Source organism: Bradyrhizobium sp. MOS001 (assembly GCF_004634465.1).
In the GTDB taxonomy this organism is placed as follows: domain Bacteria; phylum Pseudomonadota; class Alphaproteobacteria; order Rhizobiales; family Xanthobacteraceae; genus Bradyrhizobium; species Bradyrhizobium barranii.
In genome coordinates this window covers 16,351-32,632 of sequence record NZ_SPVJ01000048.1, presented here as the reverse complement: position 1 = coordinate 32,632, position 16,282 = coordinate 16,351, and the positions used below count along the sequence as shown (strand labels likewise).

Genomic DNA, 16,282 nt, shown 5'->3' with positions numbered 1-16,282 from the left:
GCCTGGGGTTACCGGGCCGCGATGGCCGTCATCTCGAGTTTGACGCCTGGACCGAGATCGGCCACGCCGATCGCAGCGCGCGCCGGCAGGTGAGCTTCCGCAAAGTGCGCCTTCCAGGCCGCATTGAACTCCGCCTTCTCCTTCAGGTTGGTCATGAAGATGGTCACCTGCAAGACGTTGGCGAGATCGGAGCCGAGCGTCGTCAACAGGCGCGCCAGCTGCCCGAGGACGTCGTTGGCCTGGCCCGACATATCGAGACTGGTGTCCTCGGGGACGATCCCGCCGATGTAGAGCACGCCATTATGCTCGACCACTTCGTGGAGGAGTCCTTCGTAGGGCAAGACGCGCTGGATCATGATGAACCGATGCTGCTGTGGGGATGGGCGGCATATCGCACATTTCCATGTCGATGTCGTTTGAAGAGATTTCGCGACCGGGGCGTCTCGAAGGTCGTCCAACAAGATATTGAAAATAAAGAATAAATTGGCTTAAGAATCGCCGCTTGTCGTGCGGTCGGACGGTCACCCAGCTGCACTTGCGCGCGGGAGCCCGGCGTTTCCGACGGCCCTGATCCCGACGACATCATGATGCGGATCGGTATACTGCCACCGGAATCGACGCGGCAGCGGCTGGGTCCGTGCCGTACCGGAACAAGGATCAGACGATGGACGATACGATTGGCTTTCCCGACCCCGGCCTCGACCTGTCTGACGGCTTCAAGCCCCACACCTCGCATTGGGGCGTGTTTTCCGCGCGTCAGAGCGAAGCCGGGCTCGAGGTCAGGGCCTATGCGGGCGACCCCGATCCGAACGGCATCATCGGCAATTTCCCCGGCGCGCTGCGGCATCAGGCGCGCATCGCCCAGCCGGCGATCCGCCGCGGCTGGCTCGAGCGCGGACCTGGCCCGGACGATCGCCGCGGCCGCGATGAGTTCGTCTCCGTCAGTTGGGAGAAGGCGCTCGATCTGCTCGGCGACGAACTCGGCCGCATCCGCGATACGCGCGGCCCCGGCGCCGTGTTCGGCGGCTCCTACGGCTGGTCGAGCGCGGGCCGCTTCCATCACGCCCAGAGCCAGGTGCATCGCTTCCTCAACATCGCAATGGGCGGCTATGTGCGCTCGGTGAACACTTACTCTTCGGGCGCATCCTCGGTGCTGCTGCCGCAGATCCTTGCCGGCTACGAGGACATCACCAAGCGCAACGTCACCTGGGAGCAGATTGCCGAGAACACCGACATCGTGCTGGCGTTCGGCGGCATGGCGCTGAAGAACTCCATGGTGGCCGGCGGCTCGATCAGCAAGCATGTCGAGCGCGGCGCCATGGAAGCCGCGCGCCGGCGCGGCTGCGCGTTCATCCTGGTCAGCCCGCTGCGCGACGATCTTCCCGTCGAGGCCGGCGCCGAATGGATGACGTGCCTGCCCGGCACCGACACCGCCCTGATGCTCGGCATCGTCCACACACTTGTGAGCGAAGGTCTGCACGACCAGGCCTTCCTCGATCGCTACACCGAAGGCTGGCCCGTGTTCCTGCGCTATCTCAATGGCGAGAGCGACGGGCAGGCCAAGCATGCCGAATGGGCCGCCGCGATTTGCGGCGTCGATGCGGACGCGATACGCGAGCTCGCGCGCCGCGCCGCCGGAAAGCGTGCACTGATCACCGTTTCGCATTCGCTCCAGCGCGCCGAGCATGGCGAGCAGCCGGTGTGGATGGGCATGGTGCTCGCTGCAGCGCTCGGCCAGATCGGCCTGCCCGGTGGCGGTTATGCTTATTCGCTCGGCGCGATCGGCTATTATGGCCGCCGCGTCAACGACGTGCCGGGACCGACGCTGGGGCAGGGCCGCAACGGCGTGCGCGATTTCATTCCGGTCGCGCGCATCGCCGACATGCTGCTCAGTCCCGGCACGACCTATCGCTACAATGGCGAGACGCGTACCTATCCGGACATCCGCCTCGTCTACTGGGCCGGCGGCAATCCCTTCCATCACCATCAGGACATCAACCGCTTGCGCAAGGCTTTTGCGCAGCTCGATACGTTCGTCGTGCACGAGCTCGCCTGGACCGCGACGGCGCGGCACGCGGACATCGTGCTGCCCTCGACCATGACGCTGGAGCGCGAGGACATCGGCTATTCGACCAACGATCCCCTGATGGTCGCGATGCACCAGATCGCCGAGCCCTTCGGCCTTGCGCGTGACGATTACGACATCTTTGCCGATCTCGCCGAGCGCCTGGGTGCGCGCGAACCTTTCACCGAAGGGCGCACGTCGCGGCAGTGGCTCGAACATCTGTACGAGCCGACTCGCGCCTCGCTTCAAGCTCGTGGCCTCGAGGCGCCTGATTTCGACGAATTCTGGCGGCGCGGCAGCCTGGTCGTGCCGCAACAGCCCGACGACGGCGGCCGGCTGCGCAGCTTTCGCGAGGATCCGGCCAAACATCCTCTGCCGACGCCGAGCGGGCGCATCGAGATCTATTCAGCCAAGATCGCCGCGCACGGCGATGCCGATTGTCCCGGCCATCCGATCTGGCTCGACAAGACCGACATGCCGAAACCCGGCGCGCCGTGCTTCCTCGTCGCCAACCAGCCGGTGACGCGCCTGCACAGCCAGCTCGACTTCGGCGGCCATTCGCTGGGCGCGAAGCATCGCGGCCGCGAGGTGGCGCGCATGAATCCACGCGATGCCGATGCACGCGGAATCAAGGACGGCGACATCATCCGGCTGTTCAACGAGCGCGGCGCCTGTCTCGCCGCCGTCCACGTCACCGACGGCATCGCGGCCGGCGTCGTGCAGCTTCCGACCGGCGCGTGGTACGACCCGATGGAGCCCGAGGACGAAGCGCCGCTCTGCGTTCACGGCAATCCCAACGTGCTCACCCGCGACATCGGCACCTCGTCCTTCGCGCAGGGCTGCACCGGCCAGCTCACGACGGTCGAGGTGGAGAAGTTCACCGGCAATCTGCCGCCGATCCGCGCGTTCGATCCGGTATAGGCGCGTCGCCGGGATTGCTGCGGCCGTAGTGCGAAGGCGCCGGACTACGCTGCGCTCTATCCGGTCTACGCGAAATGCGCTCGCAACGACGACGTGGAGGGAGTGTGAGTCATACTGCGCTCTCGTGCCCGTGCCGTAGCGCGTCCAGGACACGAGAGGCAGAAAGAAAAGGGGCCGTCCTGTGTGGGCGGAGGGACGGCCCCGAGTGGCTCGCAGGCCCGGGAGGAAAAGGGCTCGAGCCGGCGTGAGTGGCAGGGCACTCACGCCAAAGAAATCGCAAACCGGTCGAACTGCAGATGGCGTGATGCCAAGTGCCTTGATCTCAAGTCGCTTGATTCCAAATCCCTTGATTTCAGATACCTCGATTCCAATTCGCCTGCCGCCGCACGAACTACGCGGCTGCGCCGACCATCCAGTCCATGTCCGCGGCAGGGCGCCGCCGCGGAAGCGCCTCCGTAGCAGGCAGCACAGCCCTGCTGGCCAGACGCCAGCGTGCCGGTGACTCGCCGCTGATGCGCTTGAACACGGTCGAAAAATGCGCCTGGGTGCTGAAGCCGACGGCAAGCGCGATCTCCGCCAGCGGCCGCTCGGTCGTCGTGAGCAAGGTCTTCGCATGCTCGACGCGATGATTGAGCAGATATTCGCGCGGACGGTAGCCGGTCGCGGCGCGGAACTGTGCCGCGAAATGCATCCTCGAGAGGCCCGCGACATTGGCGAGCTCAGACAGACTGATGCAGCGATCAAAGTGATCGGCGATATATTGCTCGACGCGCCGTAGCCGCCATTTCGGCAAGGCATTGACTTTTGAGCGTGGCAGCTCGAGCCGGGTCAGATGCATCGCAAGGGTCTCGCCGATGCAGCGCGCGAATTGCTGGTCCGCGGTATCGCCATGCTCGGTCAGTGCCTTGGCGAGCTCGGCTGCGAGCGGGTCGCGCAGCAGGACGAGGTCGTTGAGGCCCTCGGTCGCCGGCCGCGCCGCCGAAAAATGATCGGTGGAGATGTGGAAGTGCAGGAAAGCGCAGGGCGAATGGAATTGCACGCCGAGAAGCTTCGATGGCGCACTGACGTACAGCGTGCCCGCGGGCATGGTGCCGTCGAAGATGATCTGACGGTCCCGCGTCAGCTTTACCCGAGCGGTCTTCAGCGCGATGGCGACGAAATAGCGGTCCGCCGGCGTCGTCGCTTCGTGCGACGAGATGGCCCGCGAGTCTTCCCATCGCGAAATCGTGATGTCCGCGTCCAGGCCGCGATCGATCTTGCGCCATCCGCTTTCCTGCGCGATTGCACGCATCCCGTGCGAAGCCTCGCGATCACACCGGCTGGCGGGAAATTCGATCCAGGCATGCGCTGCTTGCAAGTCATTGAACATCGCTCGTCCTCTCCTGGCCTCGTCGCCGCTTGCAGCGATCAGCCAACTCTCAGTGCTTTCCACGATCAGAGGATAGGCGTGAGCCAGGCAAGAAGCCCGTTAGTGATGATTAGGAGGTGTTAGATTTTGTGCGAGCACATGAAGTGTGACAGCCCGCCGCAGGACGTTTGATTTTGTCCAGCTTTTCAATTATTTGCGCAGATCGGTGCGGTGTGAGGACATTGCAGAACATCGCGCTGCGATCGATGTGCCGGTATGAGGCCGGCTCGGCGCCTTGCTGGACCGCGCATCGACGGCGGGTATAGTCGCCGCGCATTTGAATGAAATGGCCGTCAAGATGAGTCAGAAGTGACCGAACCCCCGGCAGCACATGGCTCGCCCGGCAATGGCGCCGGGGCGAGCCTTGATTTCGACGCAGTCTCGTTCGGACCGTTTTCGCTGCGGTCGCGGTTGCTCGAGAGGGACGGAGCGCCGGTCAAGCTCGGCAGCCGCGCGATGGACATTCTGCGTCTGCTCCTCAGCCGTGCCGGCGAAGTGGTGCCGAAGAACGAGATTCTGAGCTACGCGTGGTCCGGCCTCGCGGTCGAGGAAATCAGCCTGCGCGTCCATGTCGCGGAGCTGCGCAAGGTGCTTGGCGACGGCAAGGACGGGGCCCGCTACATCACCAACGTCCCGAGCCGCGGCTATTGCTTCGTCGCGCCCGTGCAACGTGGCGAGCGCAACGCCGCTCCGGCACTCGCGCCGCGTGCACCTGAAAGAACGGCGCCGCCTGCAGCCTTGCCACACCGGCTGGACCGGATGATCGGTCGGGACGACGTGCTGTCCGAGTTGTCGGCGCGTCTGCTGAGCGACCGCTTCGTCACGCTGCGAGGACCGGGCGGCATCGGCAAGACCACGGTTGCGACCGCGCTCGCGCATGACATGTGGCAGGCGTTCGAGGGGCACGTTCATTTCCTCGAATTCGGCCCACTGAAGGACGCCACGCTGGTCGCGAGCACGGTTGCCGCCGCTCTGGGTCTCGTCGTTCATCACGATGATCCCTCAGGCAGCATCGTCAATTTTCTGCGCGGACGGCGGCAGCTTCTCATCCTCGACAGTTGCGAGCACGTCATCGACGAGGTCGCGTGTCTGGCCGAAAACATCTATCGCGAGGCGCCGGGCATCGCCATTCTCGCCACCAGCCGCGAGTCGCTGCTGGTGGAAGGCGAGCAGATCTTCGAGCTCGTTCCGCTGGCCGGCCCGCCGCAAGGGGCGCGCCTCAGCGCCGGCGAAGTGCTGGATTATCCGGCCGCGCAGCTGTTCATCGATCGTGCCGCGGCCGCAGGCCATCGCGGCGATATCACGGACGAGGATGCCGAGGTCCTGGCCGAGATCTGCGGCAAGCTCGACGGCATCGCGCTCGCGATCGAACTCGCCGCCGTGCGCGTCGGCGTCTACGGATTGCGGGAGATGGCCGCGCTGCTCGAGTCCAGGCTCAAGCTCGAATGGCGCGGACGGCGAACGGCGCCGCCACGGCAGCAGACGCTCGGCGCGACGCTCGACTGGAGCTTTGGCCTGATCGGCGAGAGCGAACGCACAGTGCTTCAGCGACTCGCCATCTTCGCCGGCCCCTTCACGCTCAAGGGGGCGATCGCAGTCGCCGCGGATGAGGGTGCCGCGGCCGATCGCGTCGTCGATGCGCTGGAGCAGCTCGTGGCCAAGTCGCTGGTGTCGGCGCAGCCCGATGGCGCATCGCGGCGCTATCGCCTGCTGGATGCCACGCGCGCCTATGCCATGCAGAAGCTGGTCGACGCGGGCGAAGCGGCGGCGATCGCGCGCCGTCACACGGCCTATGTTCAGCGCACGCTCGAAGCCGGCATGGCGGAGCAGGGCGGCGACCCGGCTTCGCGCCTGCAGGCGCGCGCGAGCCTGCTCGCAGATGCCCGTGCGGCGTTGGAATGGAGTTTTGCCAACCACGACGGTGCCGCCTTGCGCGTGCCGCTCGCCGGCAGCGCCGCAAGGCTGTTCGTCGAGCTCAACCTGCTGAACGAGGCGCGCATCTGGTCGGGCCGCGCGCTCGCGATGCTCGACGATGCCAACCAGGGCGGCAAATGGGAGCTCGAGCTGCAGTCGACGCTTGGCCACGCCTTCATGTTCACGGAGCGCAACAGCGAGCAGGCCGAGGCCGCACTCGTGCGCGGGCTGGAGATCGCGGAAGCGCTCGACGATCACGCCAATGCGTTCAGGCTGCTGTCGCGGCTGAACATGTTCTATCGCCGCACGGGCGACTACAGGCACCTCGTGCCGACCGCACTCCAGGCCGAGCGCATCGCCCGCCAGATCGGCGATACCGCGGGGATCGCAGGCAGCAAGGCGCTTCTCGGCGTGTCGTATCATCTCGCCGGCGACCAGGCCGAGGCGCAGGCCCATCTCGACGAAGGCGTGCGCGACGACGCCGCGCTGCGCGGGACGGAGCCCGGGCATTTCGCCTATTCGCGCACGCCGCAGATTCCGCTCGCGCGGGTGCTGTGGCTGCGCGGCTTTCCCGACCGCGCACTCGATTGCGTCCGCCCGCTCGTCGGCGCCGCCGCGCCGCGCGATGTGCTGATGCATTGCATCGCGCTGTGCTGGTCATCCTCGGTGTTCGGCTGGGTCGGTGACTGGGCCGCCGTCGAGACGATGACGGGACGCCTCGCGACCCATGCGAATTTGCACGGGCTCGCGCCGTACGAAGCCGTCGCGACCGGCTTTCGCGCGCAGACCATGATCGCCCGCGGCGAGCTGGCCGGCGGTGTCGATCTGCTGCGGAGCGCGCTGCTGCGCCTGCATGCGGATCGCTACGAGCTCTACGCATCCGCGTTCGCCGCGGATCTGTCGCAAGGACTGGCGGCGCTGGGACGGTTGACGGAAGGGCTGCAGGTCCTGCAGGAGACGATCGCTCGCGTCGAGCAGGGCGGCGGAGGTTTTGACATGCCCGAGCTCCTGCGCCGGCGCGGCGACCTCGAGGCGCGGACCGGTGATCTCGGTGCCGCCGAAGCGGGCTTCGCCGCATCGCTCGCGCTGGCGGAGCAGCAGGGCGCGCTGTCCTGGCGATTGCGGACGGAGATGTCGCTTGCGGCGCTTCGGCTTCGGCAGGGCGTCAAGAATCCGCTCGACGATCTCGCCGCGACCTATGCGCGGTTCTCGGAAGGATTCGAGACGGCGGATTTGAAGGCAGCGCGGCTCGTGCTGGACGAGGCATCTGCCTGACAAGGCTCAGTCGAACCGGAAATTCGCGAGATCGATCGACACCATCAGCTCATCACGCAGCGGCATCAGATCGTCGCCGCGCAGATAGATGCGCCGGCGGGTCGGGAGCTTGAATCCGTCGACGGTGACGGGATCGGACACGTACTGAGCTGCCGGAAAATTGCCGGCGATCTCGACCCGGTAATCATGCCGGCGGATGAGCATGTCGGGGCCAAAATAGAAATCCTGCTCGGCGCTGTGGCTTGCGATCACGGCCGGGAAGGTCGCCCGCAATCCGCGCCAGACCTCCGCGCCCTCGCGCCGCGGCGCGATCTCCCGGACCTCGAACCCGTCCGCCGCCAGCAGGAACGGCGCAGTCATGTAAGTCCAGAGCGCATAGCCGTTGAAATAGGCGCGATGCAGCGGATCCCAATGCGTGCGCATATCGTGCCGCGCGAAGGCGGCGCGCGGATTGTTGCGCTCCGCGACGATGCGGCCGTCCGCAGCCACGATGGCGATCCGCTCCGGGCTGAAGTCGGTGCGCTGGCCGGGCTTGCCGAACGGCTCCATGGAAGCCCGCTCACGACGCAGCTCGATCCGCATCGTGCGCGGCGCCTGGTCCTGATCGACGCCCTTCAATATCCAGAGGTCGCCGCCCGTCACGATCGTGGCGGTGAGTCGCTCGTGGGCATTCCATCGATCGAGCCCGCCATGGGCCTCGATCGCATTCGCCAGCAGCGGAATCATCCGGCCGTTTCCTCTCGCATCGGTGGTGTCGCCCCAATAGAGATACCTCCGTGCGCAGACGATCGCCCGTTAAGCGTTGTTAAGTGCCGTTGGCAGGTCCGGCGCCTAGGCTTCGGCCATGACGTCCAGCACCGCGTCGGCAAAGGCCTTCGGCGCTTCTTGCGGCAGATTATGGCCGATACCGCCCTTGATGGTCCGGTGCGAATAGCGCCCGGAGAATTTCTTCGCGTATGCGGACGGCTCCGGATGCGGCGCGCCGTTGGCGTCACCCTCCAAGGTGATCGTAGGCACTGCGATCACGGGCGCCTGCGCCAATTTCGCCTCGTCGTCGGCGTATTTCGCTTCGCCTTCGGCGAGGCCCAGTCGCCAGCGATAATTGTGGATTACGATCGCCACATGGTCCGGATTGTCGAACGCCTTCGCGCTACGGTCGAAAGTGGAATCGTCGAAATGCCATTGGGGCGAAGCGAGCTGCCAGATCAGCTTCGAGAAGTCGTGGCGGTACTTGTCGTAGCCCTCGCGGCCGCGCTCGGTCGCGAAATAGAACTGGTACCACCATTGCAGCTCGGCCTTCGGCGGCAGCGGCATCTTGCCGGCCTGCTGGCTCCCGATCAGGTAGCCGCTCACCGAGACCATCGCCTTGACCCGCTCTGGCCAGAGCGCAGCGATGATGTTGGCGGTGCGCGCACCCCAGTCGAAGCCGGCAATCGTCGCCTTGTCGATTCCGAGCGCGTCCATCAGGGCGACGATGTCGGCCGCGATCGCCGCCGGCTGCCCGTTCCGCATCGTCGAGTCGGAGAGGAAACGCGTGCTGCCGTAGCCGCGCAGGTAAGGCACGATCACGCGGCGGCCGGCCGCGGCGAGCAGCGGTGCGACATCGACGAAGGCGTAGATGTCATAGGGCCAGCCATGCAGCAGGATCACGGGCGGGCCATCCGCGAGACCCGCCTCGGCATAGCCGACATTGAGGAGGCCGGCGTCGATCTGTTTCAGGGACGCGAACGCGGTGTTGGCGCCGGGCTTGACGATGGTGGCGGACTTCGCCGGCTTCGCCGTAGCCGTCGTGCTCAGCGCAAGCTGGGTCGCGGCGAGCGCCATCGCAGCCCTGCCGACGAAACGACGTCGTTCGTGGTTGATGTTGTCGGGCATGTGTGCCTCCTGTGGTCGGTGCATTGTGCAAGTCGCCGTCAGCCCTTGTGCCCGTCCAGACGCGCAAGGAAGTCGCGGATCAGCGTGGCGATCTCGTCGGTCGCCTCGTCGAGCGCGAAATGGCCGGCTTCGAGGATGTGGACCGCCGCATCCGGCACATCGTCGCGATAGGCCGACGCGCCGGCGACGGTGAAGGAGGGATCGTATTTGCCCCAGACCACCAGCGTCGGCGGCCGCGTCTTGCGCAGCCACGCCTGCCATTTCGGATAGGAGGCGACGTTGGTCCGGTAATCCAGGAACAGCGTAGTCTGGATCTCGGCCGCGCCGGGACGCGTCAGGAACGCGTATTCGTCGGTCCAGCTATCGGGGTCGTAGCGCTCGGGGTGCGGGCTGGAGCCGAGGTGCCGCTGGCGCGTCGCGGCCAAGGATGTGAAGTTGGCCTTGAGCGCCTCGAGCTCATGCGCCGGATCAGCCCAGTATTTGCGACGCGCTTCCCAGAGCGGGCTCAGTCCTTGTTCATGCGAAACGGCATTCTGGATCATGATGGCGCGAACGCGCTCGGGATGCGCCAGCGCCATGCGGAAGCCGACCGGACCGCCATAGTCCTGCATGAACAGCACGTAGTTGGTCAGGCCGAGCTTGTTCGTCAGCTCGCCCATCACGCCGGCGATGTTGTCAAAAGTGTAGGTGAAGTCGGACGGTGGCGGCGCGCTGCTGTTGCCGAAGCCGGGATAATCAGGCGCGATCAGGTGATATTTGTCGGCGAGCAGCGGCAGCAGAGGCTCCCACATCCGCGACGAGGATGGGAAACCATGGAGCAGCAGCACGGTCGGCGCGTCGGCGGACCCGGCCTCGCGGTAGAAGATATTGAGACCCCCGATATCGATCGTGTGATAGCTGATCGAGCGTCGGCTCGACCGCAGATCCTGTGCCGAGGCCTGCACGGTGGTGCAGGCGAGGGCGGCTGCGAGGGCGAGGGTGGCTGGAATATTCATGTCATCGCTCCGATGTGGGCGTGTCGCGTCGAGACGTGCCGGCGCGTCATGCGCCGGCAACCGCTCTGACGGGATTGAGCGGCACGCTCCCACCTTGATCGCTGTTGTGCGCAGCAGCTTCCGATCGCCGGATCACATTCGTAAGCTCCGGCGTAAAGCTTTCGTCATCGTCCTCGATGTGTCCGGTCAGTGCCGGGGCGGTGCTCATTGATGAGCACCGCTCCGATGCGAGCCTGACTTACGCGGCCGACTTCGCCTTCTTGGCCAGGGCGGCGAGCAGCGTCTGCGCGGCCGGGCCGGAGGAGTGCGGATTCTGTCCCGTGATGAGCTGGCCCGCGCTGACGACGTGTACGCCCCAGTTCGCCGTTTTCGAGAAGACCGCGCCGAGCTTCAACATCTCGTCCTCCACGAGGAACGGCACGACATTGGTCAGGCCCACGTCCTCTTCCTCGCCGTTGGTGAAGCCGGTCACTTCCTTGCCCTCGACCAAAGGCTTGCCATCGGGGGTCTTGACGTGGCGCAGCGCACCGGTCGAGTGACACACCACCGCGATGGTCTTGCCGGCGGCGAGGAAGGATTCGATCAGCTTGACCGAGTCCTTGTCTTCGGCGAGGTCCCACATCGGGCCGTGACCGCCGGGATAGAACAGCGTGTCGAAGTCTTCCTGCTTGACGCTGTCGAGGCGCACCGTCTTGTCGAGCTGGGCTTCAGCGGCAGCGTCCGCCTCGAAGCGCAGCGTCAGGTCAGTGCGGAACTCGGGCTCGTTGCTCTTGGGATCGAGTGGCGGCCGACCGCCCTTGGGCGAAGCCAGCGTGATCTCCGCGCCGGAATCCTTGAAAACGTAGTAGGGGGCGGCGAGCTCCTCGAGCCAGAACCCGGTCTTGCGTCCGGTGTTGCCGAGCTGGTCGTGGGAGGTGATAACCATAAGAATCTTCATGACGATCTCCTTGAGTGCGTTCGCTGCAATGACGCATTCCCTCGTGGTGGAGGTGCGCCGGCCTCGGTCTCGTTCGAGCACAACACTTGTTCGTTGCTCGTGAGCCCAATGTTGCGCCCAAGGCCGCGTGTTAGCTCGTTATGTATTGTTAGGCGTTGAGAGCAGTGAACGGTTCCCGCTCTCGCGCGTCGCCACCGCTATTCGAACACGGCGTCGAAGATCTCGACGTCCATCAGCACGGGCCTGGCGATCACGCTTCCATCAGGCCGCAGCGTCTGCACACGCCGCAATGTCGGCACGACGATGCCGCCGAAGCTGTCATGGGCCCAGGAATAATGTGCGACCTTGTTTCCGAACAGATCGTGATCCGTCCGCCGTTGCAGGGCGTTCTCGTCGAAGTAGAAGATCTGCTCGGGCGCGAGCGTGATCAGGTTCGGCGGGAACTGCGCGCGCAGCCGCCGCCACGTGTCAGCGTTTTCGCGCCACGGCGGAAGCTCCTCCGTGACGACGTCGGGATGGGCGAGCAGAAATGGGTTGGTCAGATAATTCCAGATCGCTACGCCGCAGAAGAAGACGAGGTGCAGTTCGTCCGCGAGCCCAGGAGAGCCGGTCTCGGGAAATGCAGGGCTCGGGTTATCCCACGTGCGCAGGACCTCACCCTCGAGGCTCTCGATCGTGATTGCGTCGGGCTGAAAGCAGCCGGAGTGTTCACCCCCGGTGATGCCGGTGAAGCGGACCGACTGGGCGCGGGTCGAGCCCTCCGCCGTCACGTCCTTGAATTCGCTGGCATGTCCGGCGCTGGAGAACAACGAGCCGCCGACGGAAAGGTGGAGCGTGAATCGGGTCAAGCTATTCCAGCGGGCCATACCGCCGCTGGCATCAATTACATCGTCAAGAAGCGCCATATCCCGCCATATCCACCGTGAAGTGCCACCACCATGGCGGGGCGGATGCGGCTTGGCGTGTTAGAAGTTGTTAGGACTTGCGAGCAGGTGCTTGGACGGTATCCCGTTGAAGATACTGTCAATTCAGCGCGCTCAGGAGCTCCCTGGCGGCCACGAGATCGCGGGTCTGGAGGCCTTCCTGGTATCGCGCGACGAGCGGGGCGAGCAGAGCGCGTGCTTCGCCCGCCTGTCCGGCCTGGCGCCAGACCCGGCCGAGGCTGATCGCCCCCCGCAGCTCCCAGCCGAGCGCGCACTGCCGGCGCGACAGATCGAGCGATTTCCGGAGGCAACTCTCGGCCTCGGCGGTGTTTCCCGACCGGACGAGGATGTCGCCCTTGACCCGGAGCATCTCCGGCATGTCGAAGGATTCGCCATGATCTGGAATCTGCGCAATGGCCTCATTGATCGTGCGCAAGGCCTCGTCCGGCTGGTTCTCCGCGACGAGGCCCTCCGCCAGCGCCGTCGCAAACACCGTCGTCATGATCCGGTGCCGCGTCGCGTACAGCGTGGCCTGGCTGCGGCGAAGATGCTCGATCCCGCCGGCGATGTCGCCGCGGCGAAGCATGAGCTCGCCCTTCTGGCCGATGCCGACGGCGTGATAGGGACCAAGGAAGTGCCGCGCCGAATGGTCGATCAGCCGCTCGATCAGGATTTCGGCATTGGCCCAGTCGCCGACCCAGAGGAACACGTAGATCGTCCAGATCAGGGAGATGCCGAGGGTGAGGGGTTGTTCGAGCAGTTCCGCCTCGCGAACGGTGTATCTCGCCGCCTCGATCGCGCGATCGGGCCGGCCGGTGAGCCAGAGCCCGCGCGCCAGCGCGACCAGCGCGACGATGCGGTCGTCATAACCGAGGTGCCCGATGTTCAGCCGCTGCGAGCCGGGATTGTGCACCATCGCGCTCTCGCAGAACTGCACGGCCTTGTCCTGATTGCCGATCAGATGGTGCGCGACGCCCAGCATCCATTCCACGTTCAGCGCGGCGGCCGGATCATTCAGCTTGCGCGCAACGCTCTCGCCCTGCTCGCCGGTGCCGAGCGCGCCGTGAAAATCCCCGACCCTGGTCAGGTAGATGTGCAATCCGCGCAGCAGCCAGAGCTGCCAGTGCAGATCCTCGAGATCCCGCGCAAGCTGAAGACTTCGTGTGAACGCCGACCGGACCGCTTCGGTATTGCCCTGCGTGAACATCACGGAGACGCCGAGCGCGGCCTGCAACGTCATCTCCTGGCGGCGGTCGATCGAATTCGTATCGAGAGAGACAAGCGCCTGCTTCGTCCAGCGATAGCACTCCGTCAGCAATGTCAGTTCGAGGAAAAACTGGGCCGCCGAAGCCGCCAGATCCACGCCGATCGTCCGGTCGGCGTTATCCGAAAAGCTCCAGGCCAGCGCGGCCCTGACATTGGGCAAATGGTCGGCATAGGGAAGGAAGCCGCCCGCGGTCTGCATGCCCGTGGATTTGAGCGCGATGTCGCGCAGGAAGTCGCGGAAATATTCGGCGTGAGCGCGCGCGACACGGGGCGCTTCGCCGTTCTCGACGAGCTTCGCGCCGGCGAAGGCGCGGGTGGTGTCGAGCAGACGATAGCGCAGCCGCCGCTCCGCAGGTGAGGTTGCGATCAGCGATTTGGAGAGCAGGTTCGAGATCGCCTCGACCGCCTCGGGCTCGCTGATGCCCTGGCTGGACGCAACGGCGAGCGCGGCCTCCATCGTGAATGGCCCGACGAACACCGACAAACCGCGCAGCGTCGCGCTTTCGGCCGCCGGCAACAGATCATAGCTCCAGGCGAGCGCCGCGCTCAGGGTCTGGTGCCGCGGGATCGCGGTACGGCGTCCCCGCCACAGCAGCGCGAAGCGGCTGTCGAGCAGCGAGGCGGTTCCGGCAATGCCATAGGCGTTCACGCGTCCGGCGGCGAGCTCGATCGCGAGCGCGATGCCGTCCAGTCGCCGGCAGATCTCGGCGACAAGCGGTGCATCCTCCTCGCTCAGTTCGAATTCGCCCAGGCTCTCGGCAATGCGTTCCACGAAGAGCTGGCTTGCGGGATAGGCAAGGATCTCGGCGATGCCGAGCCCGTCGCGCTGGGGCGGGCAGTCCAGCGGAAACAACCGGTGGACGCGTTCGCCTTCGGTGCGAAAGGATTCGCGGCTGGTGGCGAGAATGTGCAGCTCGGGCGCCTCCTGGACGATGTGCTCGGCCAAGGGCGCGAGCTCGTCGATGATGTGCTCACAGCTGTCGAAGATCAGCAGCATCCGACGGTTGCGCAGCACCGTCAGCAGGCCCGGCATCGGGTCCTCGGAATTGACGGTCAGGCCGAGCGTGGCGGCGATGGTGCTTGGAACGAGCCTGGCATCCGTCAGCGCGCCGAAATCAACGAAGTTGACCTGTCCGTCGAAGGCCTGGAGTTCGCGATGCGCGACGGCGAGCGCGACGGAAGTCTTGCCAATCCCGCCGGGGCCGACAATTGTCACGAAGCGATGCTGCGCAAGCTCGGTGGAAATCCGCTCGACCGCGTCGTCTCGTCCGATCATCCTGGCAAGCGGCGGCGGGAGTATGTGAGGCGACGGGACGGCCGGGCTTGTCCGCGTCTCCGGCGATTCGGACCGGACCAGCGGGCCCGCGAAGCAATAGCCACGGCCGGGCACATTGACGACATAGCGGGAGCCTTCACCGGCATCCCCCAAGGCCTTGCGTAGCGTCGTGATGTGGAAGCGCAGGCTGCCTTCATCGACCGTCACGTCGGCCCAGACGCGCTTGATCAACTCACGCTTGTCGATGACCTCGCCGGCGCGCTCGACGAGAAAAATGAGGATGTCGAGTGCGCGGCCGCCGAGGTGAAGCGGAGCGCCGTCCTTCTCGAGCAGGCGCGACCTTGCGTACAGCCGGAATGGCCCGAAGGAAATCGCCGCATCCTGGTCGTTAGTGTCCACCACGCGCCAATGAATCCAGTGAAGGGGCTGTTGTCCGCATCCTGATCTAGCAGAACGAGGTTATGAGTAAACTGGTCGAAAGTGGCGAAATCGCGCGGCAAGTCATTCGGCCGCACCGGGATGATGCGTGACAAATTTCGCTTAAACGCGAGCGGCTTGGGAAGCGATCGGGACGACCCGTCAGCGTGCTTGACCGTCGAGAGGACGGTCTGGCCGCCAACTTGTGCCGCCGATCATAACAAAATCTTGCAACGTCTAACGAGCAAAACGCGCGCGGTGCATCCAGTATACGCTTCGAATTAGGTCCTAGATCCAACGGGGAGGCTATCATGTCCGCTATCGGCTTGGAGACGAGCGACCATTTCGTTCGTTCTCAGCACATTGCCAGCCTTGATGATCAGTCGCGTGACTGGGAACTGGTGCTGCGGGAATCCCACCATCGGATGAAGAACACGCTGACGCTGCTGGGTGCGTCAGTCCGCCGCGACTTCTCGCGGCCGGGTACCAGGGATATGTCGGGCGCGGTGGACCGGTTCGAGCAGCGCATCGTCGCGTTCGGCAGGCTCTATCAGCTTTTGTCCGACAGCGACAGTCTGACCGCCGTCTCCGTCGAGGCCTTCTTCGAAAACCTGTGCGAGGCGCTCTCCGAGGCAGTGCTGGAACCGGCCGGCATCCGCTGCGAGGCAGCGATCGAGAGCGGGACGCTGCCGGCATCGCAGTGTCATCGGCTGGCGTTGATGCTGACGGAGCTGGTCACGAATGCCGCCAAACATGCCTTCCCGAACAGGAACGATGCGCTGATCCGGATCGAAATGGCCAACCGCGACGGCGCCTGGCTCTGCACGGTGGCTGACAACGGCATCGGCGCGACCGGTCCGCTTCAGGGCACCGGCAGCCGCATCCTTGAAGGGCTCGCACGCAGTATCGACGCGCGGTTGCAGGGCGAGGCGAACCAGGGCGGCACACGCGTGACGATCGTGATGCCCACTGCCGCTTGAAGCTCGCTTCAATTTCAACTCAGGGAGTTC

11 protein-coding genes are annotated in these 16,282 nt (G+C 65.4%); 3 read left to right on the top strand and 8 right to left on the bottom strand.

What is annotated here, in order from left to right:
* Nucleotides 1-8 precede the first annotated feature (8 nt).
* Nucleotides 9-356, bottom strand: coding sequence for a RidA family protein (locus CT676_RS35785; RefSeq protein WP_038958155.1), 348 nt, complete (start codon nt 354-356; stop codon nt 9-11).
* A 308-nt stretch (nt 357-664) separates the two neighbouring features.
* On the opposite strand from CT676_RS35785, the gene CT676_RS35780 reads away from it, so the two are divergent.
* On the top strand, nt 665-2,986 hold the full coding sequence (locus tag CT676_RS35780) for a molybdopterin guanine dinucleotide-containing S/N-oxide reductase (RefSeq protein ID WP_135216468.1): 2,322 nt from the start codon (nt 665-667) through the stop codon (nt 2,984-2,986).
* A 391-nt stretch (nt 2,987-3,377) separates the two neighbouring features.
* Here the strand turns inward: CT676_RS35780 and CT676_RS35775 are convergent, their stop codons facing one another.
* Nucleotides 3,378-4,355: an AraC family transcriptional regulator gene (locus CT676_RS35775; RefSeq protein WP_063981869.1), complete on the bottom strand. Its 978-nt coding sequence runs from the start codon at nt 4,353-4,355 to the stop codon at nt 3,378-3,380.
* Between the two features lie 348 nt (nt 4,356-4,703).
* On the opposite strand from CT676_RS35775, the gene CT676_RS35770 reads away from it, so the two are divergent.
* Complete coding sequence (locus CT676_RS35770; protein ID WP_135216467.1) at nt 4,704-7,583, top strand: winged helix-turn-helix domain-containing protein; 2,880 nt, start codon at nt 4,704-4,706, stop codon at nt 7,581-7,583.
* A 6-nt stretch (nt 7,584-7,589) separates the two neighbouring features.
* Here CT676_RS35770 and CT676_RS35765 read toward each other — a convergent pair whose 3' ends face one another.
* From CT676_RS35765 to CT676_RS35740, 6 genes are all read right to left on the bottom strand, one after another.
* On the bottom strand, nt 7,590-8,309 hold the full coding sequence (locus CT676_RS35765) for a hypothetical protein (RefSeq protein ID WP_135216466.1): 720 nt from the start codon (nt 8,307-8,309) through the stop codon (nt 7,590-7,592).
* A gap of 105 nt (nt 8,310-8,414) precedes the next feature.
* On the bottom strand, nt 8,415-9,458 hold the full coding sequence (locus CT676_RS35760; RefSeq protein WP_063981872.1) for an alpha/beta hydrolase: 1,044 nt from the start codon (nt 9,456-9,458) through the stop codon (nt 8,415-8,417).
* A 38-nt stretch (nt 9,459-9,496) separates the two neighbouring features.
* Nucleotides 9,497-10,453, bottom strand: coding sequence for an alpha/beta hydrolase (locus CT676_RS35755; protein WP_063981873.1), 957 nt, complete (start codon nt 10,451-10,453; stop codon nt 9,497-9,499).
* Between the two features lie 238 nt (nt 10,454-10,691).
* Nucleotides 10,692-11,390 (bottom strand): type 1 glutamine amidotransferase domain-containing protein, encoded by a 699-nt coding sequence (locus tag CT676_RS35750; RefSeq protein WP_135216465.1) that lies wholly within the window; start codon nt 11,388-11,390, stop codon nt 10,692-10,694.
* Between the two features lie 197 nt (nt 11,391-11,587).
* A complete protein-coding gene (locus CT676_RS35745) occupies nt 11,588-12,295 on the bottom strand; it encodes a hypothetical protein (protein ID WP_063981875.1) in 708 nt (235 codons plus the stop codon).
* Nucleotides 12,296-12,413: 118 nt separating this feature from the next.
* The gene (locus CT676_RS35740) at nt 12,414-15,257 is read right to left on the bottom strand and encodes a winged helix-turn-helix domain-containing protein (protein WP_063981876.1); all 2,844 of its coding nucleotides are present in this window, start codon (nt 15,255-15,257) and stop codon (nt 12,414-12,416) included.
* Nucleotides 15,258-15,583: 326 nt separating this feature from the next.
* Here CT676_RS35740 and CT676_RS35735 point away from each other — a divergent pair, with 326 nt between their 5' ends.
* Nucleotides 15,584-16,252, top strand: coding sequence for a sensor histidine kinase (locus tag CT676_RS35735; RefSeq protein WP_135216464.1), 669 nt, complete (start codon nt 15,584-15,586; stop codon nt 16,250-16,252).
* The last annotated feature ends 30 nt before the right edge of the window (nt 16,253-16,282 follow it).

Coding starts and splice junctions, on each gene's coding strand:
- CT676_RS35785 (WP_038958155.1), bottom strand. CDS start 356: ATGATCCAGCGCGTCTTGCCCTACGAAGGACTCCTCCACGAAGTGGTC.
- CT676_RS35780 (WP_135216468.1), top strand. CDS start 665: ATGGACGATACGATTGGCTTTCCCGACCCCGGCCTCGACCTGTCTGAC.
- CT676_RS35775 (WP_063981869.1), bottom strand. CDS start 4,355: ATGTTCAATGACTTGCAAGCAGCGCATGCCTGGATCGAATTTCCCGCC.
- CT676_RS35765 (WP_135216466.1), bottom strand. CDS start 8,309: ATGATTCCGCTGCTGGCGAATGCGATCGAGGCCCATGGCGGGCTCGAT.
- CT676_RS35760 (WP_063981872.1), bottom strand. CDS start 9,458: ATGCCCGACAACATCAACCACGAACGACGTCGTTTCGTCGGCAGGGCT.
- CT676_RS35755 (WP_063981873.1), bottom strand. CDS start 10,453: ATGAATATTCCAGCCACCCTCGCCCTCGCAGCCGCCCTCGCCTGCACC.
- CT676_RS35750 (WP_135216465.1), bottom strand. CDS start 11,390: ATGAAGATTCTTATGGTTATCACCTCCCACGACCAGCTCGGCAACACC.
- CT676_RS35745 (WP_063981875.1), bottom strand. CDS start 12,295: ATGGCGCTTCTTGACGATGTAATTGATGCCAGCGGCGGTATGGCCCGC.
- CT676_RS35735 (WP_135216464.1), top strand. CDS start 15,584: ATGTCCGCTATCGGCTTGGAGACGAGCGACCATTTCGTTCGTTCTCAG.